Origin of the sequence: Massilia sp. DD77, assembly GCF_036961685.1 — a bacterium.
GTDB lineage: Bacteria > Pseudomonadota > Gammaproteobacteria > Burkholderiales > Burkholderiaceae_D > Telluria.
The window spans coordinates 36,177-61,726 of sequence record NZ_JBAMDH010000015.1 but is presented as its reverse complement, the minus strand read 5'-3'; the positions used below and the strand labels follow the sequence as shown (position 1 = coordinate 61,726).

Genomic DNA, 25,550 nt, shown 5'->3' with positions numbered 1-25,550 from the left:
CTTGATCTGGCTCGTCCCCCCTCTTCCCCAGCTTTCAAGGCCCTGGTTTAGGCCAGTACGTTCAACAGGCCGTCCAGGCCGCTGAAGTTGAGCGCCACGCTCGCCTGCGCGCGCACCACCGGCTTGGCGCGGAAAGCCACCGACAGTCCGGCGATGCCCATCATGCGCAGGTCGTTGGCGCCGTCGCCCATGACGATGGCCTGGAGCGGAGCGATGCCGAGTTCCGCGCAGACGCGCTCGACGGTGCGCTTTTTCTCTTCCGCATCGACAATGCCGCCGCTCACGCGGCCGGTCAGCTTGCCGTTCGCGACCTCGAGCACGTTGGCGTGCGCGTAATCGAGTCCGAGCCGCGCCTTGAGGCGTTCGGTGAAGAAGGTAAAGCCGCCCGAGACCAGCAGGGTCCTGAGCCCGGCCACCCGCACCGCGCGCAGCATGGCTTCGCCGCCCATCGAGATGCGCAGTCGCTCCTCGTAGACACGCTCCAGGGCACTCGCTTCCAGGCCTTCGAGCAAGGCCACGCGGCGCGTCAGGCTGGCGGCGAAATCGAGCTCGCCGCGCATCGCCGCCTCGGTGATCTCGGCCACCTGGGGCTTGAGGCCCTGCATGTCCGCGATCTCGTCGATGCATTCGATGGTGATCAGGGTCGAGTCCATGTCCATGGCCACCAGGCGGAAGTCGCGCAGCGAGCGTCCGGCTTCGATGAAGGTGGCGTCCACGCCGGCCTCGAAGGCGGCCTGCTCGACCCGGGTCTTCAGTTCGGCGGTGAAGGGGACGTCCTCGCAGCGCAGGGCGTGCGCATCGATGGCGACGGATCGGACGCCGCCGGCCAGGCGGGCCAGGTTGGCGAGCGTGTCGGGAGAGGCCTGCGGCCCCTGGAGCACCAGGTTCATGTTCATGGATTTAAGCGAGCAGCTGTTTGATGGTTTGTTTGACCTGGTTCACGCGCGCCTGCAGGTCGGGCATGCCGGCCGTGATGCGCAGCTTGTCCTGGCCGGCCAGCTTGATGTGGCGGTTCTTCTGGATCAGGGTAATGATCTTGATCGGGTCGATCGGCGGCTTTTCCATGAACTGCATGTTCACGGCCTCGCCGTGGGCGTCGATCTTGACGATGCCCACGGTCTTGGCGGCGATGCGCAGGCGGTGGGTTTCGATGAGCGCGCGCACTGGGTCCGGCAACTTGCCGAAGCGGTCGATCAATTCCTCCTGCATGTCGTCGATGCGGTTCTGGGTCTCGCAGTTGGCCAGGCGCTTGTAGATCGACAGGCGCTCGTGCACGTCGCCGCAGTAGTCGGCCGGCAGCAGGGCGGGCACGTGCAGGTTGATCTCGGTGGTCGAGGCGAGCGGCGCGGCCAGGTCGGGTTCCTTGCCGGCCTTGAGCGAGCGCACCGCCTCGTTCAGCATGTCCGAGTACAGCTGGAAGCCCACTTCGAGCATCTCGCCGGACTGGTTTTCGCCCAGCACCTCGCCGGCCCCGCGAATCTCCAGGTCGTGCATGGCCAGGTAGAAGCCGCTGCCCAGTTCTTCCATGGCCTGGATCGCATCCAGGCGGCGCTGCGCCTGCTTGGTCAGGCTCATTACGTCGTTGACCAGCAGGTAGGCATAGGCCTGGTGGTGCGAGCGGCCGACGCGGCCGCGCAGCTGGTGCAGCTGGGCCAGGCCGAACTTGTCGGCGCGGTGCATGATGATCGTGTTCGCTGTCGGCACGTCGATGCCGGTCTCGATGATGGTCGTGCACAGGAGGATGTTGAAGCGCTGCGCGACGAAGTCGCGCATCACCTTTTCGAGGTCGCGCTCGTGCATCTGGCCGTGGGCCACGCCGATGCGCGCCTCGGGCAGCAGTTCTTCCAGCATCGCGCGGCGGTTCTCGATGGTCTCGACCTCGTTGTGCAGGAAGTAGATCTGGCCGCCGCGCTTCAGCTCGCGCAGGCAGGCTTCGCGGATGACGGAACCGTCCTCGCTGCGTACGAAGGTCTTGATCGCCAGGCGCTTCTGGGGCGCGGTGGCGATGATCGAGAAGTCGCGCAGGCCTTCCAGGGCCATGCCCAGGGTGCGCGGGATCGGGGTCGCGGTCAGGGTCAGCACGTCGACCTCGGCGCGCAAGGCCTTCAGGGCTTCCTTCTGGCGCACGCCAAAGCGATGCTCCTCGTCGATGATCACCAGGCCGAGGCGCTCGAACTTGACGTCCGGCGAGAGCAGCTTGTGGGTGCCGATCACGATGTCGACGGTGCCGTCGGCCATGCCCTTGATGGCGTTGTTGACTTCCTTGCCGGTGCGGAAGCGCGACAGCTCGGCGATCTTCACGGGCCAGTCGGCGAAGCGGTCGGCGAAGGTCTGGGCGTGCTGCTCGGCCAGCAGGGTGGTCGGGGCCAGGATCGCCACCTGCTTGCCGCCCATGACGGCGATGAAGGCCGCGCGCAGGGCCACCTCGGTCTTGCCGAAGCCGACGTCGCCGCACACCAGGCGGTCCATCGGGCGGCCCGAGGTCATGTCCTTGATGACGTTGTGGATGGCCTCGGCCTGGTCAGGCGTCTCGTCGAAGCCGAAGCTGGTGGCGAAGTTCTCGTAGTCGACGCTGGAATATTCGAAGGAGTGGCCCTGGCGCGCGGCGCGGCGCGCGTACAGGTTGAGCAGCTCGGCCGCGGTGTCGCGCACCTGCTCGGCGGCCTTGCGCTTGGCCTTTTCCCACTGGCCGGAGCCGAGGGCGTGCAGGGGCGCATCCTCGGGCGAGCTGCCGGAGTAGCGCGAGATCACGTGCAGCTGCGACACCGGCACATACAGCTTCGAATCCTTGGCGTACTCCAGGTGCAGGAACTCGGTTTCTCCTTCGCCCAAGTCCATGCTCATCAGGCCCATGTAGCGGCCGATGCCGTGGTTGATGTGGACCACCGGGTCGCCGATCTTGAGCTCGGACAGGTCGCGCACCATGGATTCGACCTGGCTGGTCGCTTCCTGCTTCTTCTTGCCGGCGCGCCGGCCCGAGCCCGCATACAGCTCGGTCTCGGTGACGAACACCAGGTGGCCGCTGCCCTCGTCGAGCAGCTCGAAGCCGGCCTGCAGCGGCGCCACGCCGAGCGCCAGACGCGCACCCGTCGCCCGGAAGCCGTCGAAGCCTTCGACCGCGGCGAGGTCCAGCTTGTATTCGGCGAAGTACTGCTGCAGGGTCTCGCGGCGGCCGGCCGAATCGGCGCAGATCATCACGCGCGCGTCCTTGCGCCCTAGGAATGCGCGCAAATTTGTCAGCGGATCGTCCAGGCGCCGGTTGACGGCGATGTCGGGGATCGGCGCGCTCAGTTCCGAGGCCGGCGCGTTCGGGTCGCGCGCGATGGCCCAGCGTCCGTGCGGCTTGGCGCAGCTGAAGAACTGCTCGGCGCCCAGGAACAGCTCGCGCGGTTCCAGCAGCGGGCGTTCGCGGTCGCTCTTCAGGAAGCGGTAGCGCGACTCGGTATCGAGCCAGAAGCGCTGGATGGCGGCGTCGATGTCGCCCACCAGGGCCAGCGGCGTGTCCTCGGGCAGGTAGTCGAACAGGGTCGCGGTCTCGTCGAAGAACAGCGGCAGGTAGTATTCGATGCCGCTGGGAGCGATGCCGTTGCCGATGTCGCGGTAGAGCGGCGAGCGGGTCGGGTCGCCCTCGAAGCGCTCGCGCCAGCGGCCGCGGAACGCGGTCCTCGACGTTTCGTCCATCGGGAATTCGCGGCCCGGAAGCAGGCGCACTTCCTTCACCGGGTACAGCGAGCGCTGGGTGTCGGCGTCGAAGGTACGGATGGTCTCGATCTCGTCGCCGAACAGGTCCAGGCGGTAAGGCAGGGCCGAGCCCATCGGGAACAGGTCGATCAGGCCGCCGCGCACCGAATACTCGCCCGGCGACATCACCTGCGACACGTGGGTGTAGCCGGCCAGGGTCAGCTGGGCCTTGAGCTTGGCTTCGTCCAGGTGCTCGCCCTGGCGGAAGAAGAAGGTGTAGGCGGCCAGGAAGGAGGGCGGGGCCAGGCGCACCAGGGCGGTCGTTGCCGGCACCACCAGCACGTCGCACTGGCCGTTGCGGATCTCGTGCAGGGTGGCCAGGCGCTCCGACACCAGGTCCTGGTGCGGCGAAAAGGCGTCGTAGGGCAGGGTTTCCCAGTCGGGCAGCAAATGGCAGGACAGCTTGCCTTCCGAAAACCAGGGAATCTCGTCGAGCAGGCGCTGGCCGTCGCTGGCGTTGGCCACGATCACGGTGAGCATCTGCTTGTTGGCCTTGAGCGCCAGCGCGGCGACGGCGAGCGCGTACGCATCCGAGGAGCCGTGCAGGGCCGGCAGGGCAAAACGTTGACCTGGTTTAGGGAGATGTTTCTTGAGATCGAAGGGCATGCAGCGTGCTATGAAAGTCGCGACGATGGGCCGTCCATTATAGTCGAAGCGGCCCGGCGCCGCCGGGCGCCTGGCGCGGCGCTTCCTGGCCGCTTCCTGGCCGCTTCTTGAGCGCTTCTTGTCCGCTTCGTGCCAAGTCAGCAAGCCGGGGACAGCCTCCCGGGATGGCTGTAAACCACGTGCCGTCCGCCCCGCACGAAGCCGGCCAGGGTCAGTCCGGCGCGCTCGGCCAGCCGAACCGCCATGGCGGTCGGGGCCGAGATCGCGGCCAGCAGCGGCAGGCCGGCCCGCGCGGCCTTCTGCACCATCTCGAAGCTGGCGCGGCTGGTCACCACGGCGAAGCCGCCGGCCGTATCCACCTGCTCGCGCGCCAGGGCGCCGACCAGCTTGTCGAGGGCGTTATGGCGGCCGATGTCCTCGCGCACGCACAGCAGTTCGCCCCTGGGGCCGGCCCAGCCGGCCGCGTGCACCGCTCCGGTGGCGCGGTGCAGGGTTTGGCGCGCGCCCAGGGAGGCCATCGCGCGGTGCAGGGCGGCAGGGTCCAGGCGTCCACCCTCCGCCGGCAGGTTCGCCGCCAGGCCAGGGGAGCGCGTCTCTTCGCCGAACCAGGCCAGGCTCTCGATGCCGCACAGGCCGCAACCCGTCTTGCCGGTGCGGGCGCGCCGGCCTTCCTTGAAGCGCATGAAGGCGCTCGAGGCGATGCGCATGTCGATGGCGATGCCCTCGTCCGTTTCCTCGACGTCGAGATCGTGGATCTCGCGCGCCTGCGCCACGATGCGTTCACCCAGCGAAAAGCCGACCGCGAAGTCCTCCATGTCCAGCGGCGAGGCCAGCATCACGGCATGGGTGATCCCGTTGTAGCTGAGCGCCACCGGCACTTCTTCTGCCACGATTTCGCTGGCCGACTGCATGGCGTCCCCCTGCCAGCGCGCGGCCGCCAGTTCCGCCGCCGCGTTCACGGCGCACTCCCGGCGGGTTCGACGATGACGTCGATGGCCTTGGCGGCGGGCACCTTGCTTTCCTTGGCGTGGTGCCAGAGCGGGATCAGGGGATTGCATTCCGGGTAATAGCCGGCGATGCAGCCGGCCGGCACGTCATAGGGCAGGACGGACAAGCCGTCGACGCGGCGCTCGACGCCGTCGCGCGCCGCACAGCGCAGGTTCACCCTGTCGCCTTCGCGCAGGGCCAGGCGCGCCATGTCGGCAGGCGCCATGAACAGCACCATGCGGCTGCCGTGCACGCCGCGGAAACGGTCGTCGTGGCTGTAGATGGTCGTGTTGAACTGGCCGTCGCTGCGGATCGTGAACAGGCGCATGCTCGATGCACTCAGGCGTAGGTCGGGATCGCCCTGCAGGCTGTCCGGCACCGTGAATCCGGCCTTGCCGCTGGCGGTCTCCCATTTGCGCTCGGCGGCGGCCAGGGGTTTGCGAAAACCCCCGGGCGTCCACATGCGGGCGTTGAAATCCTTGAAGATGGCGGGATAGGTGGCTTCGATGGCCTCGCGCACCTTGCCGTAGTCGGCCACCCAGGCGTCCCAGTCCACCTTCGGGTTCGGATCCAGGGCTGCCTTGGCGATGCCCGCGACGATCGCCGGTTCCGACAGCAGGGTGGGCGCCGCCGGCTCCGCCATGCCGCGCGAGCCGTGCATGCAGGCGGTGCTGTCTTCCACCGTGACGGCTTGCTGGCCGCCCGCCTGCCGATCGATCTCGATCCGGCCCAGGCAGGGCAGCAGGTAGGAGGCCTTGCCGTGGATGACATGGTTGCGATTCAGTTTGGTGGCGATCTGCACCGTGAGCGGAATCTCGCGCCAGGCGGCTTCCATCAGCGCCGTCTCGGGCACCGCGCGCACGAAGTTCCCACCCAGCCCGACGAAGGCCTGTACCTCGCGCGCCAGGATGGCCTCGCAGGCGTCGACCGTGTTCATGCCGGGCTTGCGCGGCGGCTCGAAGCCGTATTGTTCCTTCAGCTTGTCGAGCGGGGCCAGTTCGGGCTTCTCGGTGATGCCGACCGTACGCTGGCCCTGGACGTTCGAGTGGCCGCGCACCGGACACACGCCGGCGCCCGGACGGCCGATATGGCCGCCGAGGAGCAGGAGGTTGACGATCATGCCCACGTTCTGCACGCCGTTGCGGTGCTGGGTCAGGCCCATGCCGTACACCGCCATCACGGCGCGCGCCTTGCACCATACCTCGGCGGCGGCTTCCAGCGCCGCGCGCGCCAGGCCCGATTCGCGCTCGATCCCGTCCCAGCCGGCGGCGCGCACCGCGGCGCAAAAGTCCTCGAAGCCCTGCGTGTGCTGCGCGATGAAGGCGCGGTCCAGGACAGGCGCCTGGTCGTCGGCCGCCAGGATCGCCTTGCACAAGCCCATGATGGCGGCGCTGTCGCCGGCCGGCCGCACCTGGTGGTACTGGGTGCTGATCACGGTCTCGTGACCGCTCAGCATCTCCAGCGGCGACTGCGGATTGGTGAAGCTGACCAGGCCGCGTTCGCGCAGCGGGTTGAAGGTAATGATGGGCACCCCGCGGCGGCGCGCCGCCTGCAGCTGGTGCAGCATGCGCGGACTGTTCACGCCCACGTTCTGGCCGAAGAAGAAGATGCAGTCGGTGTGCTCGAAGTCCTCGAGGCCGACCGTGCCCACGCCCACGCCGATGGTCTTCTGCAGGCCCACCGAGGTGCTTTCGTGGCACATATTGGAACTGTCGGGCAGGTTGTTGTTGCCGTACATACGCGCCAGCAGCTGGTACATATAGGAAGTCTCGAGGGAGGCGCGGCCGGAGCTGTAGAACACCACCTTGTCGCGCGCGAAGCCGCGCAGCGCGGCGCCGATCTCGGCGAAGGCGGTGTCCCAGGCGATCTCGCGGTAGGTGTCGGTGCCTGGGTCCCAGCGCAGCGGCACGGTCAGGCGGCCCTGGTCCTCGAGCTGGTGGTCGTTCCAGGTTGCCAGTTCCGCCAGGGTGTGGCGGGCGAAGAAATCGGCGCCGATGCTGCGGCTGGTGGTTTCCCAGGCGGTGGCCTTGGCGCCGCTGGAGCAGAACTCGAAAGGATGGGGATGGGCCGGCTTGGCCCAGGCGCAGCTGACGCAGGCGTAGCCGTCCGGCTTGTTCTGTTTGCGCAGCAGCGCGCCGTCCTTGGCCACGACGTCCTGGTCGAGCAGGATGGTGGCGACGTCGCTGAGCGAGCCCCAGCCCCCGGCGGGCATGTTTGGCGTGCTGGTATGCGGTTTTCCTTGGTCCTGGCCCATGGGTGCTCCTTCGACGTGAAAGGGTCACCCTAGCTTGCAGCGGTGCCGCGCTCCGTGCGTCGGCGCACCGAGCTTCCTGGTGGGCGGGACAATCGCGGGTCGGCGCTCAAGCGGCGATGCCGGGCCGGCCCGCGTCCTCGGCGCCCGTGCGCCGGTTGGCGATGCCGAAAGGCACGTGGACCATGGGGATGGTGCCGCCCGGCGCGGCCTTGAGGTGGGTGAGCTGGTCGTCGAAGAAGATGTGCGGCTTGAACACCGAGAGCACCCGCGCCTTGTCCATGCCGCCCAAAAAGAAGGTCTCGTCGGCCGAGACGCCCCAGCTCTTCAGGGTCGTGACCACGCGCTCATGCGCGGGCGCGCTGCGGGCGGTGATGATGGCGATACGCACGATCTTGCGGTAGTCCGGGTCGCGGCGCTGGGCGCGGTCTTCCAGGCGCTGCATCATGGCCAGCTTCTGGAACATGCCGGCCAGCGGCCCGGGCTGGTGCGGACGCGCCATGTGCAGGGTCTCGTGGGCGTGGAACTCGCCCAGGTCGTTGTTGCGCTTGAAGACGGTCTCGGATTCGTCGTCGGCCAGCACGCCGTCGAAGTCGAAGGCCACGCGCAGTTCCACGTCGTCCTCGTCGTCGGCGATGCGCGAAGGCAGCACCAGCCCGGCCGGGTAGTCGACGGCGATGGCGCTCCGGACGTCCTCCTCGTGCGCGCTCAGGAATAGCGAGGCGTTGAAGGCCGGCAGGTAGGCGTAGGGCGACTTCCCGTTCATGAAGGCGGCGCGCGAGATGTCCAGGCCGTAATGGGCGATCGAGCGCATCACGCGCAAACCCGTCTCGGGCGAATTGCGCGAGAACAGCACGACTTCGACCGGCGACTGGCGCGGGTAGTACTTGTTGATGTTCAGGAAGCGCCGGATGAAGGGAAAGGCGACTCCCTTGCCGAGCAGGACGTCGAGATGGCGTTCCTGGTAGCCGCGGTAGGCCTCCGGACCTTCCTGCACATAGACCTGGTGCGATTCGGACAGGTCGAACAGGGCGCTGGAGGCGACCCCGATCACGAGTTTCTGCTCGATGGGAAAGGGCATCAGTCGTCCTCGGGAGCCTGGAGTTGGTCGAATACCTGGCGCTCGCGCGGGGCCAGGGCGCCAGCGCTGCGCACGAAGCCCGGCTGGGCGGCGTCGGCCAGCAGGCGCAGCTTGGCCAGGCGGTCGCCGGCCGCCAGTGCCCGTGACAAGGCAAGGACAGGCGGCTGGGAAGAATCGCCGCCTTCGATGGCCGCGGCGACGGTGGCCGGGAGGTCCCAGGCCGCGGCGATGCGCGCCGACAGCGGACGGGCTGCGGCCAGCAGCGAGGCCATGAAGGCCTCGTCATCCGGCAGCGCGCCGCCGGGCAGCACCTGGTCGGCCACCCGCAGCGCCACCACCAGGCCGACGTTGCGCATCAGGCCCGCCAGATACGCTTCGAAGGGATCGGCGCCGTGATAAGGCGCCAGCAGCGAGGCGGCCAGGGCGCATTTCTCGGACTGGCTCCACAGCGCCGGCGCGAGCTGGCGCGCGAGCTGGCCGGCCTGCGACCCGATCACAGGCCGGAAGGCGACCCGCGCGAGCAGCATGCGCAAGCCGTTCTGGCCGAGCAGCAGCAACGCGCCTTCGATATTGCGCACAGGCGTGGCGGGGCGGTACCAGGGGCTGTTGACTTCGCGGATGACTTCGGCGACCAGCACCGGGTCTTGCGCCACCTGGCGCGCCAGGCCGGCGGCCGTGCTGGCCTCGTCGCGCAGGCTGCGCAGGAGCTGTGGAATCACGGCCGGCACGCGCGGCACCAGTTCCGCCGCGGCGTCGGGGCGGGCTTGCAGGCGTCCGAGTTCGTCCAGTACCAGGGCGCCGCCGGGGAGGGCGGGCACGGCGCAGGGGCCAGCGAGCCAATGGAAGAAAGCCAGGTCGAGCGCCTCGCCGGAAACCGGGTCCGAGTCCGCTGAAGCCGGCGCGGCAGGAGCGGCGGAGGCCGGAACCCGCGGTTCAGGCGCGGGTGCGGTGCCGGGTGCGGTGCCGGACGCGCTGCCGAACAGGCGTGCGAGCCAGCTCTTCATCGTGCGGCGGGAATGGTCGGGGCGGATGGCATGGGGCCATTCTAACCCGGGCGCGAGCGTGGACCGTGCTGGATGGAACAAACCCGGCGCAAGAGTCGACTCCGGCGCCGGGCCTGGAAGGCCGGATGGGCCGGCCAGGAGAGGCAATGCGATGGACGCTCAGCGGCGGTTCGGATCGGTCGCTTGCGGATCGGTCGTGGTTGGCGGCGTGGTGGCCGGCGGCATCGTGGTGGTGCTGGACGCGCCGACAGGCGGTGGGGTGGTCGCGCCGGTGCCGGACGAGGTGCCGGTGCCCCAGGTCGAGCTGCTGCCGCTGGTGGAACCCGTCGCGCTCGGGGCGGTGCTGCTGCTCGTGGTCGCGCTGCTGCTGGTGCCGCTGGTGCTGTCCATGTTGTCGCCGGTGGAGCTGCAGGCCGCCAGGGCCAGGGCCATCAGGCCACCCAGCAGCACACCTTGGTATTGTTTCATCGTATTCTCCTTGGGTTGGGGTTGGTCCTCTCATCATGCGGAGCGCTGCAGGCGCATGAAATAGGATCGGAGCGAGATCGCATGTAGGAAGGAACTCACGTTCTCCCGGAATGATTGCCTACTCGAAGTTTTTGTTTCCGGCGCGCAGACCGGAAACGGCGACGGCCACCGTAGTGGCCGTCTTCGAAACCTTGCGGGACGTTCAGCGTCCGGTGCCGGTCGTGCTGCTGTTGGTGCTGGTCGCGCTGCTGCCGGTCGAATCGGTATTGTTGACCGTGCCCGCAGGGCCGGTCGCGCCGGTGGCATTCGTGCTCGACTCCACGGTCGACGAGCCGGTGGCCGAGGTGCTGCTCGAGCCGCTGGCGCTGCCGGAGTTGCCGGTGGTGGTGCAGGCGGCGAGCAGGATGGCGCTCAGGCCCACGGCGACTGCGCCCTGGATGCTGTGCTTCATGAATTCTCCTTGGGTGATGGATGGGTGCCGCCATCATGGGAGCGCGGCAGCGCACACGAAATAGGAGTAATCCAGCAACACGTGTAGGACCGGCCTCACATTCTGTTCAGCTTGCCATACCCTGGCGCTCGGCCAGCCAGGCCAGCAGGTCGCTGGACGCGAGCGGCCGGCTGTAGAAGTAGCCCTGGGCCTTGGTGCAGGAATGGGAGCGCACCACGCCGGCCTGCGAAGGCGTCTCGATGCCCTCGGCCACGGTCTGCATGCCCAGGCTTTGCGCCACCTTGACCGTCGCTTCGATCAGGACCTGGTGGTGGTGGCTGGTGTCGGCCTGGCTCACGAAGGAGCGGTCGATCTTGACCGTGTCCACGGGCAGCAGGTGCAGGCTCGAGAGCGAGGAATAGCCGGTGCCGAAATCGTCCAGGGCCAGCTTGATGCCGAGGGCCTTGAGTTCGTGCAGGCGCTGCTGGACGTCCTGGTCCTGGGCCGCCAGGCTTTCGGTGATTTCGAGCTGCAAGGCGGCGGCCGGCATGCCGGTGTCGTGCAGGATGCGCGCCACATGCGCGATCCAGCCCTGCTGGCTGAGCTGGGCGCGCGACAGGTTGACCGCGACCAGGCGCGGCGCCTGTTCGCCCAGGCGCGCGCGCCAGTCGAGGAAATCGCGGCAGGCGCGCTCCAGCACGAAGTCGCCCAGCGCGCCGATCAGCCCGCTCTCCTCGGCCACCCCGATGAACTCGAGGGGCGGCACGACGCCGCGCTGGGGGTGGCGCCAGCGCACCAGGGCTTCGACTCCGGCCGCGTGGTCGATGCCGCCGTCGGGCAGCATGCCGACCACCGGCTGGTAGACCACGAACAGCTGATCCTCGAGAAGAGCCTGGCGCAGCTCGCCCTCGATGCCGGCGCGGCGCGCGGCCCGCTCGCGCATGCCCTGCTCGAACAGGCACTGGCGGCCGCCGCCGGCGCGCTTGGCTTCGACCATCGCGATGCCGGCGTCGCGCAGCACTTCGTCGGGCGTGGCGGCGGCGCCGGCGCCCCAGGCCAGGCCCAGGCTGGCGCCGCAGACCACGTCGTGGCCGTCGATCAGGTAGGGCCGCGCGACGGCCTCGAGCAGGCGCGCCGCGACCCGCTCGGCGTCTTCGCGCGAACGCATGCCGTCCAGGACCACCACGAACTCGTCGCCGCCGATGCGCGCCGCCAGCTGGCCCCCGCGACCCAGCGGATCGAAGTGGTCGCTGGGCGGGCGCAGGGCGCCGCGGATGCGTTCGCCCATGTGCACCAGCAGTTCGTCGCCCAGCGCCTGGCCCAGGTTGTCGTTGACCTGGCGGAAGCGGTCCGCGTTCAGCAGGAGGACGGCAAAGCATGCGCCATCGGCTGGCCGGAGGGCCATCAGGCGCCCGACCTCCTCGCGCACCGCGTCGCGGTTGGGCATGCGCGTGAGCGCGTCGGTGCGGGCGGCGCTGCGCAGGCGCCGCGACAAGGTGTCCTTCTCGCGCTGCACTTCCAGGGTGGCGTCGGCGACCATGAACATCAGGCGCTCCGGGTCCAGCTTCATCAGGCTCAGGGAGAGCACCTGGACTGCATTCGGGGCCTTGCGCGCGCTCGGCAGCGGCAGGCGCAGGCCGTCCACGATCACGCCGGACGGTCCGGCCCAGGCCTCGACCCGGGCGCGCAGGTCCGGGACCAGCCCGTCCAGCACGGTGAACATGTTGTCCAGCGCTGCGGACGGCGCCACCGGCATCAGCAGGTTCGACGCCATGGGGTTGACCATCTCGACGGCGCCGTCGAGGGTGGTCTGGGCCAGCCCGACCGGCGCGCGGTACAGGAAGTGGATCAGCGCCTCGTAGTCGGCGCCGGAATGGGGCGTCTCGGCGGGCGCGTCGCAGCTCATTTCCCGGCTTGTCTCGCGGCTCATGCGATGTGGCGCTGGACCAGGACGTAGCGGTTGGCGCGGCCGGGCCCGGCCAGCAGCCGCAGCGCCACCTTGACCGGGCGCATGCGCAAGGTCAGGACGTAGTCGATGGTGGCGTCGAGTTCCGCGCCTTCGGCCTCGGCATCCTCGAAGCGTTGCGCCACCATGAAGTTGTTCATGCAAGGTGCGACGCTGGTAAACAGCGGCTGCCCGAGCACGCGCTCGGGCGAGAGCCCGGCGGCTTTCGACTCGAAGGCGTTGTAGAGATGGACATTGGTGTCGGCGTCGAAGCCGATCACGCCGAAGTCGAGCTGGTCGAGCTCCCCGGTGCTGCATCGATCCAGGTGGGCGGCCAGGTCGGGGGTGTCGAAGGTGAGCGGCGTGGCGGTCATGGAAAAACTCGCAGCCAGCTGGGCTGGCGGTTGATTGTGAGAAATAGATGTTGGCATGCGGGCAGCATCGGTGTCAAATGGACGTGCTCCGTCTGTGACATTTTTATCGCCTTGTGGCGCCTTGTGGCGCCTTGTGGCGCCTTGTTCCGCGCCGCCCTTGCGTCTCGTTCGCGGCCGCTACAGGTCGACCAGTACCTCGAATCCGCCATACACCATGCGCTTGCCGTCGAAAGGCATGGCCCCGGGCTGCATCATCTCGGCCATGCGCGGATCCTTCATGACCTTGTCGTTGACTTCGTCGCGGTGGGCGCGCGACGCGTAGACGATCCACGAGAACACGACCGTTTCGCCTTCCTCCAGGTTGACGGCTTGCGGGAAGGAAGTGAGCTTGCCCGGCTTGACGTCGTCGCCGATGCACTCGCGGAACTGCAGGGCGCCGTGTTCGCGCCAGACCTGGCCGGCCTTGGTGGCCATTGCACGGTAGGCCTCGATGTTGGATTTGGGTAGGGGAACGATGAAGCCGTCGACATAAGCCATGTGTGTCTCCTCGTGGTCAGCTGAAGATGGACCGTCCCTGTACAGACCAGCAGGCGGCCCGCAAAGTTTCCGGCGCTCGGACCGAGGCCGGAAACGTTTAGCTTACCTCAAAAAAGACGGTTGTTGACCGGCGCGGCCTGTGGCGGCGGCGCGGCCGGCGGGGCGGGCGGCGTGATCGGGGCGGGCGGGGCGGGCGGCGCATCCGGCGCATTGGGGGCCTGGCTGCCCTCCGGTTCGAGTTCCGGTTCCGGCGGCGCGGCCTGGTCGAGGTCGATGCCGCGCAGTTCGGGTGCATCGACGAATTCCGGATAAACCCAGTCCTCGCCGTCGCGCATCACGTCTTCCGGCGCCACCCGCTCTTCCTCGGGGCGCTTGGCCAGCGCCACCTTCATGTAGTCGATCCAGATCGGCAGCGCCAGGGTGGCGCCGAATTCCTTGCCGCCCAGCGAACGCGGCTCGTCGTAGCCCATCCAGGCCACCGCCACCACGTTGCCGCCATAGCCCGCGAACCAGCCGTCGAAGGCGTCGCTGGTGGTGCCGGTCTTGCCGGCGATGTCGCCGCGCCCCAGGCGCTGGGTGGCGGCGGCGCCGGTGCCGTAGCGGGTCACGTCGCGCAGCATGCTGTCCGAGACGAAGGCGTTGCGCGCCGTGATCACGCGCGCTTCCTCCTGCTTCGCCCTGGGCGGCCTGGCTTCGAAGATGACGGCGCCGTTACCGTCCTGGATCTTGGCAATCAGATAAGGCTTGACGCGGTAGCCGCCGTTGGCGAAGACGGCGTAGGCGCCGGCCATCTGGAGCGGGGTGACCGCGCCGGTACCCAGGGCCAGGGTCAGGTTCTTCGCGTGGCGCGCCGGATCGAAACCGAAGTGGCCCAGCCATTCGTGGCTGTAGTCGGTACCCAGGGCGCGCAAGAGGCGCACGGTGGGCACGTTCTTCGACTTCGCCAGCGAGGAGCGCATGGTGACGATGCCGTCGAACACGCCGTCGTCGTTCTGCGGCGTCCACGGCTCGCCGTCCTCGCCGCCCGGCAGCTCGAGCGGTTCGTCGAGGATGCGGGTGGCGGGCGAATAGCCTTTTTCGAGCGCCGCCGAATACACGAAGGGCTTGATGGCGGAACCCGGCTGGCGCCAGGCCTGGGTGACGTGGTTGAACTTTTGCAGATTGTAGTCGAAGCCGCCCACCAGCGCGTGGTAGGCGCCGGTGTCGGCGTCAATGGCGACGAAGGCCGCGGCCACCTGGGGCACCTGGGCGATCGACCAGTCGCCTTTTTCCAGCTTGCTGATACGGATGATGGCGCCCGGCGTGATCCGGTGCGCGGGCGGGGCCTTCTCGGACAGTCCGCGCGCGGCGAACTTCAGGCCGGCGTCCCTGATGACGATCTCTTCGCCTTCGAGCGTCTCGACACGGACTTCCTTGGGCGTCGCGGCGAGCACCAGCGCAGGCACCAGGCCGTCGCTGGACGGACGCTTCTGCAAGGCCTCGACGATGGCTTCCTCGCGTTCCTCGGGATCTTCCGGCAGTTCGATGCGCGCCTCGGGGCCGCGGTAGCCATGGCGCTGGTCGTAGGCGATCACGTTGCGGCGCACCGAATCGTAGGCGGCTTCCTGCTCGGCCGCCAGGATCGTGGTGGTGATCGTGATGCCGCGCGTGTAGGCTTCTTCCTTGAACTGCTCGTAGACCACCTGGCGCGCCAGTTCGGCCACGTAGTCGGCGTGGGTATCGTAGCGCTGGCCGGCGTCGCGCTTGATGCGCAGCGGCTCGGCCAGGGCCTGGCGGTACTGGCTGCCGGTGATTTCGCCCAGTTCCAGCAAGCGCTTGAGCACCGCGTGCTGGCGCTGCTCGGCGCGCTTGAAGTTGGCGACCGGGTTGTGGCGCGCCGGGTTCTGCGGCAGGCCGGCCAGCATCGCGATCTCGGCCAGCGAGAGCCCGTCCAGGGTCTTGCCGAAGTAGCTGCGCGCCGCGCTCGAGAAGCCGTAGGCGCGCTGGCCCAGGTAGATCTGGTTCATGTACAGCTCGAGGATCTGGTCCTTGGTGAGCGCGTCCTCGATCTTGTAGGCGAGGGCGATCTCGGTGAGCTTGCGCGAGATGACCTTCTCGCGCGACAGGAAGAAGTTGCGCGCCACCTGCATGGTGATGGTCGAGGCGCCCTGGCGGAATCCGCCGCCCAGGTTGGATTTCGCGGCGCCCGCGGCGCGGATCCAGTCGATGCCGCCGTGTTCGTAGAAACGCGTGTCCTCGATCGCCAGCAGGGCCTTCTTCATCAGCGGCGGGATCCTCGCGATCGGCACGAAGTCGCGGTGCTCGACCCCGAACTGCCCGATCAGCACATTGTCGGCGGTATAGATACGCAGCGGGATCTTGGGCCGGTAGTCGGTGACCGCGTCGATGGCGGGCACGTTCGGCATGATCGCCGTCATCAGGTAGGCGGCGGCCCCGCCGCCGGCGAGCAGCACGGCGCCGAGGGCGACGAGGAGGAAAATGCGCACGCGGCTGGCGGGCCGCGCGGCCGTCTTCTTGGTCTTGGTCACTGCGGATCTTTCGTGGTGGGGCCGGGCGAGGGCGCCTCTAGCCGCTTCGTTGCCGATTCGTGGGCGGATTATAATCCGCTTTCATTCCATATCGGCATGTGCGATATTCACGCTTTCAGGTTCTCCCTAGCAAGGTGAACCCCGTGTGCAACGAAGGAAGAACGCAGATGCCTTACGATCCGAACCCGGCCGGGTTCAAGCCCTACATTCCGGCCAACGCCCGCCTGCCCGAATTCACCGTCCGCGCCCTGATCATGGGCGTGGTGCTGGGCATGGTGTTCGGCGCCTCCTCCCTGTACCTGGTGCTGAAGGTCGGCCTCACGGTGTCGGCCTCGATTCCGGTCGCGGTCATCGCGATCACCCTGTTCGGCGTGGCGCGCAAGTTCGGCGCGCGCGAGTCGACCATCCTCGAGAACAGCATCACGCAGACCGCCGGTTCGGCCGGCGAATCGCTGGCCTTCGGCCTGGGCGTGACCATGCCGGCGATCCTGATCCTGGGCTTCGACCTGGAGATCTCGCGCGTGATGCTGGTGGGCGTGCTGGGCGGCCTGCTGGGCATCCTGATGATGATCCCGATGCGCCGCACCATGATCGTCGACAAGCACAATGAGCTGAAGTACCCGGAAGGGACGGCCTGCGCCGAGGTGCTGAAGGCGGCCGCCACCAATGTCTCGCGCGAAGCCGCGGGCGAGGCGCTGGAATCGGATTCCGACGCCGTGCGCGACGCCAAGCGGCGCGCCGCCATCATCTTCGGCGGCTTCGGCATCGGCCTGCTGTACAAGACCCTGAGCGTGTCGCTCAAGGGCTGGAAGGACACCGTCAACTTCGAGTTCGGCGCGCCGCTCAAGGGCGGCTCCGCCGGCGCCGAGGTCTCGCCCGAACTGCTGGGCGTGGGCTACATCATCGGCCCGCGCATCGCCTTCACCATGGCGGCGGGCGGGGTGCTGTCCTACCTGCTCCTGATCCCGATGATCAAGTTCTTCGGCGATCTGCTCACCGTGCCGCTGGCGCCGGGCACCACCCTGATCCGCGACATGTCGCCGGACGACATCCGAAACGCGTATGTGCTCTACATCGGCGCGGGCGCCGTGGCCGCGGCCGGCCTGATCTCGCTGGTGCGTTCGATGCCGATGATCTGGAAGAGCCTGTCCTCGGGCCTGGCCGGCATGAGCAACTCAGTGAAATCCAATCCTGCCGCCGGCGACACCTCGAGCCGCACCGACCGCGACATCCCGATGAAGTGGGTCGTGATCGGCTGCCTGGCCATCATCGCCATCATCACCGTCGCCACGCCCCTGCACATGAACCTGCTGGGCGCGCTGCTTATCCTGGTGTTCGGCTTCCTGTTCGCCACCGTGTCCTCGCGCCTGACGGGCGAAGTGGGCTCGTCCTCGAACCCGATCTCGGGCATGGCGGTGGCCACCTTGCTGTTTACCTGCCTGATCTTCCTGGTGATGGGCTGGACCGGCGGCCAGTACTACGTGACCGCGCTGTCGGTCGGCGCCATCGTCTGCATCGCCGCCAGCAACGCCGGCACCACCTCGCAAGACCTGAAGACCGGCTTCCTGGTCGGCTCGACGCCGCGCCTGCAGCAGTACGCGATCCTGTGCGGCGCCTTCGCCTCGGCCCTGATCCTCGGACCGATCCTGCTCAAGCTGAACGACGCCGGCACCGTCTACGTGCCGGCGGCCCAGGTCGCGCCGGGCCTGACGGTCGACGCCTCGAAGCTGACCCAGACCGCCCAGCTGCAGGGTCCGCAGGCCGAGAGCGACAAGAACACCTATAAGGTCTGGCAAAAGACCGACACGGTGGGCGGCCCGGCGGGCAAATACCTGGTGGCCGACGACGGCAAGCCGGTCTACCTGGTCGACCCGGGCATCAACGGCACCCACAAGACCCGCCCGGACGGCACCGAGGTCAAGAAATACGACGCGCCCAAGGCGGTGCTGATGTCCTACATCATCAAGGGCATCCTGGACCAGGAACTGCCCTGGACCCTGGTGCTGTTCGGCGTGATGATCTCGGTGGTGCTGGAGATGGCGGGTATCGCCTCGCTGGCCTTCACCGTGGGCGTCTACCTGCCGCTGGTATCGACCCTGCCGATCGCCGTCGGCGGCCTGCTGCGCTGGATCGTCGACCGCCGCAACAATGGCTTGCCGCAGTACGAGAAGCTGACGCCGGAGCAGTGCCAGGCGGCGGGCGACCGCAGCGCCGGAACCCTGCTGGCCTCGGGCTACATCGCCGGCGGCGCGCTGGCGGGCATCATCATCGCGATCACCGCGGGCGTGCTGACCAGCTTCGACGGCGACATGACGAAGTGGGCGGAAGCGTCGAATCCCTTCTTCGCGGGGCCGGATGCGCACGTGCTCACCTTGATACCATATGCGGCGATCATCCTGCTGCTGTGGTGGGTGGCGCGGGAGAAGCCTGAGAAGAACTAAGTTGTAGAAAAGCCGGCGATTGCCGGCTTTTTTTGCCTTGGTGGCTTGCTGGGGAACTTGGTTCCCGCCTTATCGGGGATGACGTATCAAGGTAGCGGACTGACGGAATCGATCGCGGCCTGCTTGTCTCGAACGTCATCCCCGCGCAGGCGGGGACCCAAGTTTGCGTCCGGGATCCTACACGTACGCCAGATCGTGCTGCCGAATCACCACATCGATCCAGTCGTTCGTATGCCCGAACCGGTAGCCAAGCGATTTGGCCCGGGCGGTATCGAGCACCAGCGCCGACGGAAAATCGAAGGGCGACAGCACCCCGGGCGCCGCGACCTGCGCAGCCTGGCGCGGGAAGGCGTCCTCGTCGAGCGCCTTCGCCACGCGGGCATGCAGGGCGAATGCCGACAGCGGACCATCGGCGGCCGCGTTGACCGGGCCGGTGAAGGACTGCTCGCCCGCCCACATCAGGAAGTTGGCCGCTTCCTTGGCCTGCATGAAGGAGACCTCGGCCTGGACGTTCGAGTAAGGCAGCGCGGCGCGCAGGCGCACCAGGTCGACGTAGTGGGCCAGGCGGCCGGTGAAGTCGTCAGGTCCGCCCAGCACGTGGGCCAGGCGCACGGTGACGGTCGGCAGGCTGCCGTCGCGGTAGAGATAGGCCTCGGCCTGGATCTTGCCACATACATAACTCTCGACCGCGCGCGCCGGATCGTGCCATGGGTAGCCGACGTCGATCGGCTGGGCGTGCACGTTCAGGTCGCGCTCGGCGAAGGGGCGGCCGGGCGGCGCCAGTTCGCGGTAGATGTCGATGGTCGAGGCCATGACGTAGCGTCCAACGCGGCCGCCGAAGACGCGCACCGAGATCGCCGCGTCGAGCGGCGAATAGCACATCTGGTCGTAGACGATGTCGAAGCGCGCATTGCCGAAGGCGGCGCGCATGGCGGATTCGTTGCGGCGGTCGACGCGCACGCGGGTGATGCGCTCGCCGAAAGGGTCGGGCGCATAGCCCCGTGTCGCGATTGTCACACGGTGGCCGGCCAATAACAGGCGTTGCACCAGCAGTTTGCCGAAAAAGCGGGTGCCACCGATCACCAAAATATTCTTGGTCATGACTTTTCCTTGTGTGTTCGGCTATATTGTATTTTCTGGAGCTTCCTTCCTTCAACCTAGAAAAAGTACAGGTATTGAATAAGAAATTTTTATGCATGGGGCAGCCATGAAGCCTTTACGCAGCCTTTCGGGGCTGATCGACTTCGAGTGCGCTGCCCGCTGGGGCAGCTTCAAGCTGGCCGCGCGCGAACTGCACAAGACCCCGGCGGCGGTCAGCCTGCAGGTCAAGCAGCTCGAGGAAAACATCGGTTTTCCGCTGTTCGTGCGCCATCCGCGCCACATCGCCCTGACCGAAAAGGGCCAGGAGCTGGCGGTCGCCACCGGACGCATGCTGGGCGACCTGCGGGCCAAGGTGGCGGCGCTGCAGCGCGGCGACGAGGAGTCGGTGCTGCGCATCTCGACCACGCACTCGTTCGCGATCAAGTGGCTGGTGCCGCGCATGCACCGCTTCACCAAGCTGTATCCGGAGCTGGACATCCGCATCGACTCGAACGACGCGCCGGTCGATCTGCAGGCCGACAGCACCGACGTCGCGGTCCGCTACGGCCCGGTGCGCGAAGGCGATCCGGCGACCCTGTTCCGCGAACGCCTGGTGCCCGTCTACAGCCCGGAGCTGCTGGCGCCGGGGCAGGCCGATCTCACCCTGGCCGACCTGCCGCACTGCCGCCTGCTGGTGGAAACCTCGCCCGAGGCCTGGCTGCAGCTGCTCAACGAGAACAAGGCGCTCAAGGGCAAGTACGATTTCTCGCGCGGCTACAGCCACTGGGGCGTGCTGGTGCAGGCGGCCGTGGCGGGGCAAGGGGTGGCGCTGGTCCCCTACGGGATCGCGTTCCAGGACATCGCGTCCGGGGCGCTCAGGCAGATTCCCTGCCGCAGCGCGCCCTTCGGGAACGGCTACAAGTTCCTGGTCAATCCGCACAAGGAGCATATGCTCAAGGTGCGGCGTTTCAGGGAGTGGATGGTGGGGGAGATGGCGGAGATGCGGGCGTCGCTGGAGAAGGTGTGAGTTTCGGGCTGGGCCGGAAGTCGTAGGCGCCAGTGGCGCGTACGACGTGCTGAATGAGCGTGTGCTTTCAAAGCTGATCCATGCGCCGTCATCCCGGCGAAGGCCGGGACCCAAGTTCGCACCGCACCCACCAACAAAAACGGCAGCCACGCAGGCTGCCGTTTTCATGAGAAGCAAAACCCGCTTACTTCACGCCATGCATCAGTTTCTGGATCAGCGGTGCGATCAGGAACAGCAGCACGCCGCCGCCCAGCAGGATCCAGAAGCCCGAGGTGTAGCCGTCCAGCGCCGAGGCCACCGACATGCCGCTTTCGCCGGACACGTGCGAGGCGAAGATGCCCGACAGGTTGTTGCCGATACCGGTCGACAGGAACCAGCCACCCATGCCCAGGCCGACCAGGCGGGTCGGGGCCAGCTTGGTGACCATCGACAGGCCGATCGGAGACAGGCACAGCTCACCGATCGACTGGATCGTGTACACCGCCAGCAGGGTCCAGGCCGGGATCTGGCCGACCGGGTCCAGCAGCTGCGACAGCGCGTACATCAGCAGGCCGAAGGCCAGGCCGTTGATGATGATGCCCAGGCCGAATTTGCGCGGGATCGACGGGTTGACGTTGCGCTTGCCCATCGCGACCCAGATGGTGGCGATCACCGGCGCAAGCAGGATGATTGCGACCGAGTTCACCGACTGGAAGTAGGCGACCGGCATCTCCCAGCCGCCGATGTTACGGTTGACGATCTGATCGGCCAGGAAGGTGAAGGAACTGCCGGCCTGCTCGAAGAAGCACCAGAACAGGATGTTGAAGAAGAAGATGATCATCATGGCGATGGTCTTGTCGCGCGACACCTTGCCCTCGCGGACGCCTTCGACGATCAGCATCAGGGCCAGGATCACGAACATGATCGACAGGACGATCTGCAGGTTGGCGGCACCGGCGCGCAGCAGCAGGTACACGACCGGAATCACGACCAGCGAGCCGACGATCACGCCGAGCAGGCGCTTCGGGCTGGCCAGTTCGCCGACCGGCGCACCGATGCCCTTGAGCTGCTTGCGGCCGATGTAGAACCACACCAGTGCCAGCAGCATGCCGATGCCGGCGGCGAAGAACACGGCCTTGTAGGCAGGGACAGCGCCATCGCTGAGGCGCTCGGCGAGTTCGCCGGTCACGATCGGTGCGAAGAAGGCGCCGGCGTTGATGCCCATGTAGAAGATGGTGAAGCCGGAATCGCGGCGGGTGTCGTCGATCGAATACAGCTGTCCGACCATGGCCGAGATGTTCGGCTTGAACATGCCGTTGCCGACGATGATGGTGGCCAGGCCGAGCTTGAAGATCTCCGGATCGGGGAGGGTGATCATGAACAGGCCGGCCGCCATGAAGATCGCGCCGACGATGATCGAGCGCTGGTAGCCGATGACGCGGTCGGCCACGTAGCCGCCGAGGACGGCGCCGGCGTAGACCAGCGCGAGGTAGGAACCGTAGGTCAGGTTGGCGTCGGCCTGGCCGACCGCGTCGCCGCCGTAGAACTGGGCGACGATGTAGAGCACCAGGGCCCAACGGATGCCGTAGAAAGCGAAGCGCTCCCAGAATTCAGTCATGAACAGCATCCACAGCGGAGCTGGATGGCCCATGATCTGTTTGAATTCTGGGATCGGTCCCTTGGCAGGTGAAGTAGCAGCACCGCTCATGCGGTTCCTCCCGAAATAATGTTTTGTCTCGATGGATAGGTATATGGACGATCGGCGTGCCGAGAATTCCAATAGGCACGCATTCTAGTGCATATTTGTTAGCGCAAGCGAATTTTTTCCAGCTGTGTTAATACGCGCGCACGCAGGCGCACGGACCCGGCGCGCAGGGCAGACAAAATGTTGCACTTTGGCGTATATTGCCTCTCAGGCCTGTCTTCATCGGCTCGTTTGACAGTAGAGAAAAGGAAAACAACACCATGACCCATGATGTAGTCGATACGCTGATTTCCCCGGAAGGCCGCCTGGAAGTGCTGTCCAAGGCGGAGGTGGCCAAGCTGCTCGACACCAGCAAGGCCGGCCTGTATGACATTTTTCGCAAGTGCGCGCTGGCTGTCCTGAACAGCGGCAGCGACATCGATGACGGCAAGGAGCTGATGGAGCGCTACGCCAGCTTCGACATCAGCATCCTGCAGCGCGAGCGCGGCATCAAGCTCGACATCCGCGGCGCCCCGGCGCACGCCTTCGTCGACGGCAAGATGATCAAGGGTATCCACGAGCACCTGTTCGCCGTGCTGCGCGATATCGTGTACGTCCACTTCGACGTCACCGACAATCCCAAATTCGACATGAGCCGCACCGACGGGATCACCGACGCGGTCTTCCACATCCTGCGCAACGCCAACGTGCTGCAGCCGCAGCGCAATCCCAACCTGGTGGTGTGCTGGGGCGGCCACTCGATCAGCCGCGTGGAGTACAACTACACCAAGGAAGTCGGCTACGCGCTGGGCCTGCGCGAGCTCGACATCTGTACCGGCTGCGGTCCGGGCGCCATGAAGGGCCCGATGAAGGGCGCCACCATCGGCCACGCCAAGCAGCGCCTGGGCGGCGGCCGTTACCTCGGCATCTCCGAGCCGGGCATCATCGCGGCCGAGTCGCCGAACCCGATCGTGAACGACCTGGTCATCATGCCGGACATCGAGAAGCGCCTGGAAGCGTTTGTCCGCACCGGCCACGGCATCGTGGTGTTCCCGGGCGGCGCCGGCACGGCGGAAGAGATCCTGTACATCCTCGGCATCCTGCTCCATCCGGACAACGCCGAGATCCCTTTCCCCCTGTTCTTCACCGGCCCCGCCTCGGCGCGCGAGTACTTCGCGCAGATCGATCACTTCATCGGCCTGACCCTGGGCGAGGCCGCCCAGCGCCGCTACAAGATCATCATCGACGACCCCGAGGCCCTGGCGCGCGAGATGCACGCCGGGATCAAGGAGGTGCGCGAGTACCGCAAGGCGCACAGCGACGCCTACTACTTCAACTGGCGCCTCAAGATCGACCAGGAATTCCAGCGCCCGTTCCGCCCGACCCACGAGAACATGCGCAACCTGAAGCTGCACCGCGCGCAGGAGTCGCACATGCTGGCGGCGAATTTGCGCCGGGCCTTCTCGGGCGTGGTAGCGGGGAATGTGAAGGAAGAGGGGATCCGCGCGATCGAGCAGTACGGGAAGTACGAGATCCAGGGCGAGAGCGCGATCATGGGGCCGATGGATGCGCTGCTGGCGTCGTTCGTGGAGCAGAGCAGGATGAAGTTGCCGGGGAAGGCGTATACGCCTTGCTATACGATCGTGCAGTAAGTCCGCTCGCACCGTTTACTGTAGAGCCGTCATACGCGCCACTGGCGCCTTCGCCGGAAGTCGTAGGCGCCAGTGGCGCGTATGACGGTCTTGAGGTTACGGGGCATGGTGCGGTTATAGGCTGTTGACTCAAACAAAAAGACGGCCGTGCAATGCACGGCCGCCTTTTTCACTTAGCGCCTTGGCGCTTTAGTCTTCCTTGCGCAAATGCGGGAACAGCAGCACATCCCGGATATTCGGCGAATCCGTAATCAGCATCATCAAGCGGTCGATGCCGATGCCGCAGCCACCCGCCGGCGGCATGCCGTATTCCAGTGCGCGGATGTAGTCGGCGTCGTAGAACATCGCTTCGTCGTCGCCCGCGTCCTTGGCAGCCACTTGCGACAGGAAGCGCGCCGCCTGGTCTTCAGGGTCGTTCAGCTCCGAGAAGCCGTTGGCGATCTCGCGGCCCACCATGAACAGCTCGAAGCGCTCGGTGATGCCTTCGCGGGTGTCCGAGGCGCGCGCCAGGGGCGACACTTCGACCGGGTAGTCGATGATGAAGGTCGGTTCCCACAGCAGGGCCTCGGCGGTTTCCTCGAACAGCGCCAGCTGCAGCGCACCCAGACCCGCGGTGGCGAAAGGCTTGACGCCGAACTTCAGTAGTTCCTGCTTGAGGAAGTCCATCGAGTTCAGCTGCTCGGGGGTGTAGCCGGGCGCGTACTTGTCGATCGCCTCGACGATGGTCAGGCGCTGGAAAGGCTTGGACAAATCCAGCTCGCGGCCGCCATAGCTCAGGACAGCGCTGCCGTGGGCGTCGATCGCGGCCTGGCGGATCACTTCTTCGGTGAAGTTCATGATCCACTTGTAGTCGGTGTAGGCCGCATAGAATTCCATCATCGTGAATTCCGGGTTGTGGCGAACCGAAACGCCTTCGTTGCGGAAGTTGCGGTTGACTTCGAACACGCGGTCGAAGCCGCCCACCACCAGGCGCTTCAGGTAGAGCTCTGGCGCGATGCGCAGGTACATTTCCATGTCCAGCGCGTTGTGGTGGGTGACGAAAGGCTTGGCCGCGGCGCCGCCCGGAATCGGGTGCAGCATCGGGGTCTCGACTTCCATGAAGCCGTTCTTTTCCATGAAGCGGCGCATCGACGACATGGCGGCGGTACGGGCCTTGAAGGTGCGGCGCGTCTCTTCGTTCATGATCAGGTCGACGTAGCGCTGGCGGTACTTGGTCTCCTGGTCCGCCAGGCCGTGGAACTTGTCCGGCAGCGGACGCAGGGCCTTGGCGATCAGGCGCAACTGCGTGACCTTCACAGTCAGTTCGTCGGTCTTGGTCTTGAACAGGGTGCCTTCCACGCCCAGGATGTCGCCCAGGTCATAGGTGCGCAGGGCTTCCATGGCTTCCTCGCCGGCGCTGTCGAGCGTGACGTAGATCTGGATGCGGCCGCTGGCGGCCGGGCCCGAGCTGTCCTGTAGGGTCGCGAAGGCGGCCTTCTTGCCGGCCTCGCGGCGCAGCATCATGCGGCCGGCCAGCACCACGGCGACCGGCTCTGCCTCGAGTTCCTCGCGGGTCTTGCCGGTGTAGCTTTCCACCAGGTCGGCAGCCTTGTGCTGGGGGACGAAGTCGTTCGGGAAGGGATTGCCCTGCTGGCGCAGCGCAGCCAGCTTGGCGCGGCGCTCGGCCATGATCTTGTTCTCGTCAAGGGCCGGGACTGGCGCCTGTTCTTGGTTTTCCGTAGTCATGATGGATGCG

General features: G+C 67.0%; 18 protein-coding genes. 3 read left to right on the top strand and 15 right to left on the bottom strand.

Annotated features, from left to right (window positions below; genetic code table 11):
* Nucleotides 1-47 precede the first annotated feature (47 nt).
* The 12 genes from serB to V7778_RS10670 all read right to left on the bottom strand — a co-directional run bounded on the left by serB (nucleotide 48) and on the right by V7778_RS10670 (nucleotide 15,952).
* Nucleotides 48-896, bottom strand: coding sequence for a phosphoserine phosphatase SerB (serB, locus tag V7778_RS10725; RefSeq protein WP_335555002.1), 849 nt, complete (start codon nucleotides 894-896; stop codon nucleotides 48-50).
* 4 nt (nucleotides 897-900) lie between these two features.
* The gene (gene mfd / locus V7778_RS10720; protein WP_335555000.1) at nucleotides 901-4,347 is read right to left on the bottom strand and encodes a transcription-repair coupling factor; all 3,447 of its coding nucleotides are present in this window, start codon (nucleotides 4,345-4,347) and stop codon (nucleotides 901-903) included.
* Nucleotides 4,348-4,484: 137 nt separating this feature from the next.
* Nucleotides 4,485-5,306 carry a formate dehydrogenase accessory sulfurtransferase FdhD gene (gene fdhD / locus V7778_RS10715; protein WP_335554999.1) on the bottom strand — a complete coding sequence of 274 codons (822 nt, stop codon included), beginning with the start codon at nucleotides 5,304-5,306 and terminating at the stop codon, nucleotides 4,485-4,487.
* A complete protein-coding gene (locus tag V7778_RS10710; RefSeq protein WP_335554996.1) occupies nucleotides 5,303-7,588 on the bottom strand; it encodes an FdhF/YdeP family oxidoreductase in 2,286 nt (761 codons plus the stop codon). The genes fdhD and V7778_RS10710 overlap by 4 nt, the downstream gene beginning before the upstream one ends.
* Before the next feature lie 106 nt (nucleotides 7,589-7,694).
* Entirely contained in the window at nucleotides 7,695-8,666 is a 972-nt protein-coding gene (locus V7778_RS10705; RefSeq protein WP_335554995.1) for a 5'-nucleotidase, read from the bottom strand.
* Nucleotides 8,666-9,670 (bottom strand): HDOD domain-containing protein, encoded by a 1,005-nt coding sequence (locus V7778_RS10700; protein WP_335554994.1) that lies wholly within the window; start codon nucleotides 9,668-9,670, stop codon nucleotides 8,666-8,668. The genes V7778_RS10705 and V7778_RS10700 overlap by 1 nt, the downstream gene beginning before the upstream one ends.
* A gap of 159 nt (nucleotides 9,671-9,829) precedes the next feature.
* Complete coding sequence (locus V7778_RS10695) at nucleotides 9,830-10,138, bottom strand: hypothetical protein (RefSeq protein ID WP_335554992.1); 309 nt, start codon at nucleotides 10,136-10,138, stop codon at nucleotides 9,830-9,832.
* A 202-nt stretch (nucleotides 10,139-10,340) separates the two neighbouring features.
* Nucleotides 10,341-10,589, bottom strand: a complete 249-nt coding sequence (locus V7778_RS10690) for a hypothetical protein (RefSeq protein WP_335554990.1) — start codon at nucleotides 10,587-10,589, stop codon at nucleotides 10,341-10,343.
* Between the two features lie 106 nt (nucleotides 10,590-10,695).
* Complete coding sequence (locus V7778_RS10685; protein WP_335554988.1) at nucleotides 10,696-12,498, bottom strand: putative bifunctional diguanylate cyclase/phosphodiesterase; 1,803 nt, start codon at nucleotides 12,496-12,498, stop codon at nucleotides 10,696-10,698.
* Complete coding sequence (locus V7778_RS10680; RefSeq protein ID WP_335554986.1) at nucleotides 12,495-12,887, bottom strand: phosphonate transporter; 393 nt, start codon at nucleotides 12,885-12,887, stop codon at nucleotides 12,495-12,497. The genes V7778_RS10685 and V7778_RS10680 overlap by 4 nt, the downstream gene beginning before the upstream one ends.
* 177 nt (nucleotides 12,888-13,064) lie before the next feature.
* Nucleotides 13,065-13,424 carry a DUF1428 domain-containing protein gene (locus V7778_RS10675; protein WP_335554985.1) on the bottom strand — a complete coding sequence of 120 codons (360 nt, stop codon included), beginning with the start codon at nucleotides 13,422-13,424 and terminating at the stop codon, nucleotides 13,065-13,067.
* A gap of 107 nt (nucleotides 13,425-13,531) precedes the next feature.
* The gene (locus V7778_RS10670) at nucleotides 13,532-15,952 is read right to left on the bottom strand and encodes a penicillin-binding protein 1A (RefSeq protein ID WP_335554983.1); all 2,421 of its coding nucleotides are present in this window, start codon (nucleotides 15,950-15,952) and stop codon (nucleotides 13,532-13,534) included.
* A gap of 167 nt (nucleotides 15,953-16,119) precedes the next feature.
* On the opposite strand from V7778_RS10670, the gene V7778_RS10665 reads away from it, so the two are divergent.
* Entirely contained in the window at nucleotides 16,120-18,393 is a 2,274-nt protein-coding gene (locus tag V7778_RS10665) for an OPT family oligopeptide transporter (protein ID WP_335554981.1), read from the top strand.
* 177 nt (nucleotides 18,394-18,570) lie between these two features.
* On the opposite strand, the gene V7778_RS10660 is transcribed toward V7778_RS10665, so the two are convergent.
* A complete protein-coding gene (locus V7778_RS10660) occupies nucleotides 18,571-19,494 on the bottom strand; it encodes an NAD-dependent epimerase/dehydratase family protein (RefSeq protein WP_335554979.1) in 924 nt (307 codons plus the stop codon).
* 106 nt (nucleotides 19,495-19,600) lie between these two features.
* Here V7778_RS10660 and V7778_RS10655 point away from each other — a divergent pair, with 106 nt between their 5' ends.
* Entirely contained in the window at nucleotides 19,601-20,500 is a 900-nt protein-coding gene (locus tag V7778_RS10655) for a LysR substrate-binding domain-containing protein (RefSeq protein ID WP_335554977.1), read from the top strand.
* Nucleotides 20,501-20,684: 184 nt separating this feature from the next.
* Here V7778_RS10655 and V7778_RS10650 read toward each other — a convergent pair whose 3' ends face one another.
* Nucleotides 20,685-22,130, bottom strand: coding sequence for a peptide MFS transporter (locus tag V7778_RS10650; RefSeq protein WP_442920715.1), 1,446 nt, complete (start codon nucleotides 22,128-22,130; stop codon nucleotides 20,685-20,687).
* Between the two features lie 314 nt (nucleotides 22,131-22,444).
* On the opposite strand from V7778_RS10650, the gene ppnN reads away from it, so the two are divergent.
* Complete coding sequence (gene ppnN, locus V7778_RS10645; RefSeq protein WP_335554974.1) at nucleotides 22,445-23,815, top strand: nucleotide 5'-monophosphate nucleosidase PpnN; 1,371 nt, start codon at nucleotides 22,445-22,447, stop codon at nucleotides 23,813-23,815.
* 189 nt (nucleotides 23,816-24,004) lie between these two features.
* On the opposite strand, the gene lysS is transcribed toward ppnN, so the two are convergent.
* A complete protein-coding gene (gene lysS, locus V7778_RS10640; protein ID WP_335554972.1) occupies nucleotides 24,005-25,540 on the bottom strand; it encodes a lysine--tRNA ligase in 1,536 nt (511 codons plus the stop codon).
* Nucleotides 25,541-25,550 lie beyond the last annotated feature (10 nt).

What these genes read in the sequence shown, in the direction of transcription:
- ppnN (WP_335554974.1), top strand. Translation starts at nt 22,445, where the DNA reads ATGACCCATGATGTAGTCGATACGCTGATTTCCCCGGAAGGCCGCCTG.
- lysS (WP_335554972.1), bottom strand. Translation starts at nt 25,540, where the DNA reads ATGACTACGGAAAACCAAGAACAGGCGCCAGTCCCGGCCCTTGACGAG.
- mfd (WP_335555000.1), bottom strand. Translation starts at nt 4,347, where the DNA reads ATGCCCTTCGATCTCAAGAAACATCTCCCTAAACCAGGTCAACGTTTT.
- serB (WP_335555002.1), bottom strand. Translation starts at nt 896, where the DNA reads ATGAACATGAACCTGGTGCTCCAGGGGCCGCAGGCCTCTCCCGACACG.
- V7778_RS10680 (WP_335554986.1), bottom strand. Translation starts at nt 12,887, where the DNA reads ATGACCGCCACGCCGCTCACCTTCGACACCCCCGACCTGGCCGCCCAC.
- V7778_RS10655 (WP_335554977.1), top strand. Translation starts at nt 19,601, where the DNA reads ATGAAGCCTTTACGCAGCCTTTCGGGGCTGATCGACTTCGAGTGCGCT.
- V7778_RS10685 (WP_335554988.1), bottom strand. Translation starts at nt 12,498, where the DNA reads ATGAGCCGCGAGACAAGCCGGGAAATGAGCTGCGACGCGCCCGCCGAG.
- V7778_RS10710 (WP_335554996.1), bottom strand. Translation starts at nt 7,588, where the DNA reads ATGGGCCAGGACCAAGGAAAACCGCATACCAGCACGCCAAACATGCCC.
- V7778_RS10700 (WP_335554994.1), bottom strand. Translation starts at nt 9,670, where the DNA reads ATGAAGAGCTGGCTCGCACGCCTGTTCGGCAGCGCGTCCGGCACCGCA.
- V7778_RS10660 (WP_335554979.1), bottom strand. Translation starts at nt 19,494, where the DNA reads ATGACCAAGAATATTTTGGTGATCGGTGGCACCCGCTTTTTCGGCAAA.
- V7778_RS10695 (WP_335554992.1), bottom strand. Translation starts at nt 10,138, where the DNA reads ATGAAACAATACCAAGGTGTGCTGCTGGGTGGCCTGATGGCCCTGGCC.
- V7778_RS10690 (WP_335554990.1), bottom strand. Translation starts at nt 10,589, where the DNA reads ATGAAGCACAGCATCCAGGGCGCAGTCGCCGTGGGCCTGAGCGCCATC.
- V7778_RS10675 (WP_335554985.1), bottom strand. Translation starts at nt 13,424, where the DNA reads ATGGCTTATGTCGACGGCTTCATCGTTCCCCTACCCAAATCCAACATC.
- V7778_RS10665 (WP_335554981.1), top strand. Translation starts at nt 16,120, where the DNA reads ATGCCTTACGATCCGAACCCGGCCGGGTTCAAGCCCTACATTCCGGCC.
- V7778_RS10650 (WP_442920715.1), bottom strand. Translation starts at nt 22,130, where the DNA reads ATGGGCCATCCAGCTCCGCTGTGGATGCTGTTCATGACTGAATTCTGG.
- V7778_RS10705 (WP_335554995.1), bottom strand. Translation starts at nt 8,666, where the DNA reads ATGCCCTTTCCCATCGAGCAGAAACTCGTGATCGGGGTCGCCTCCAGC.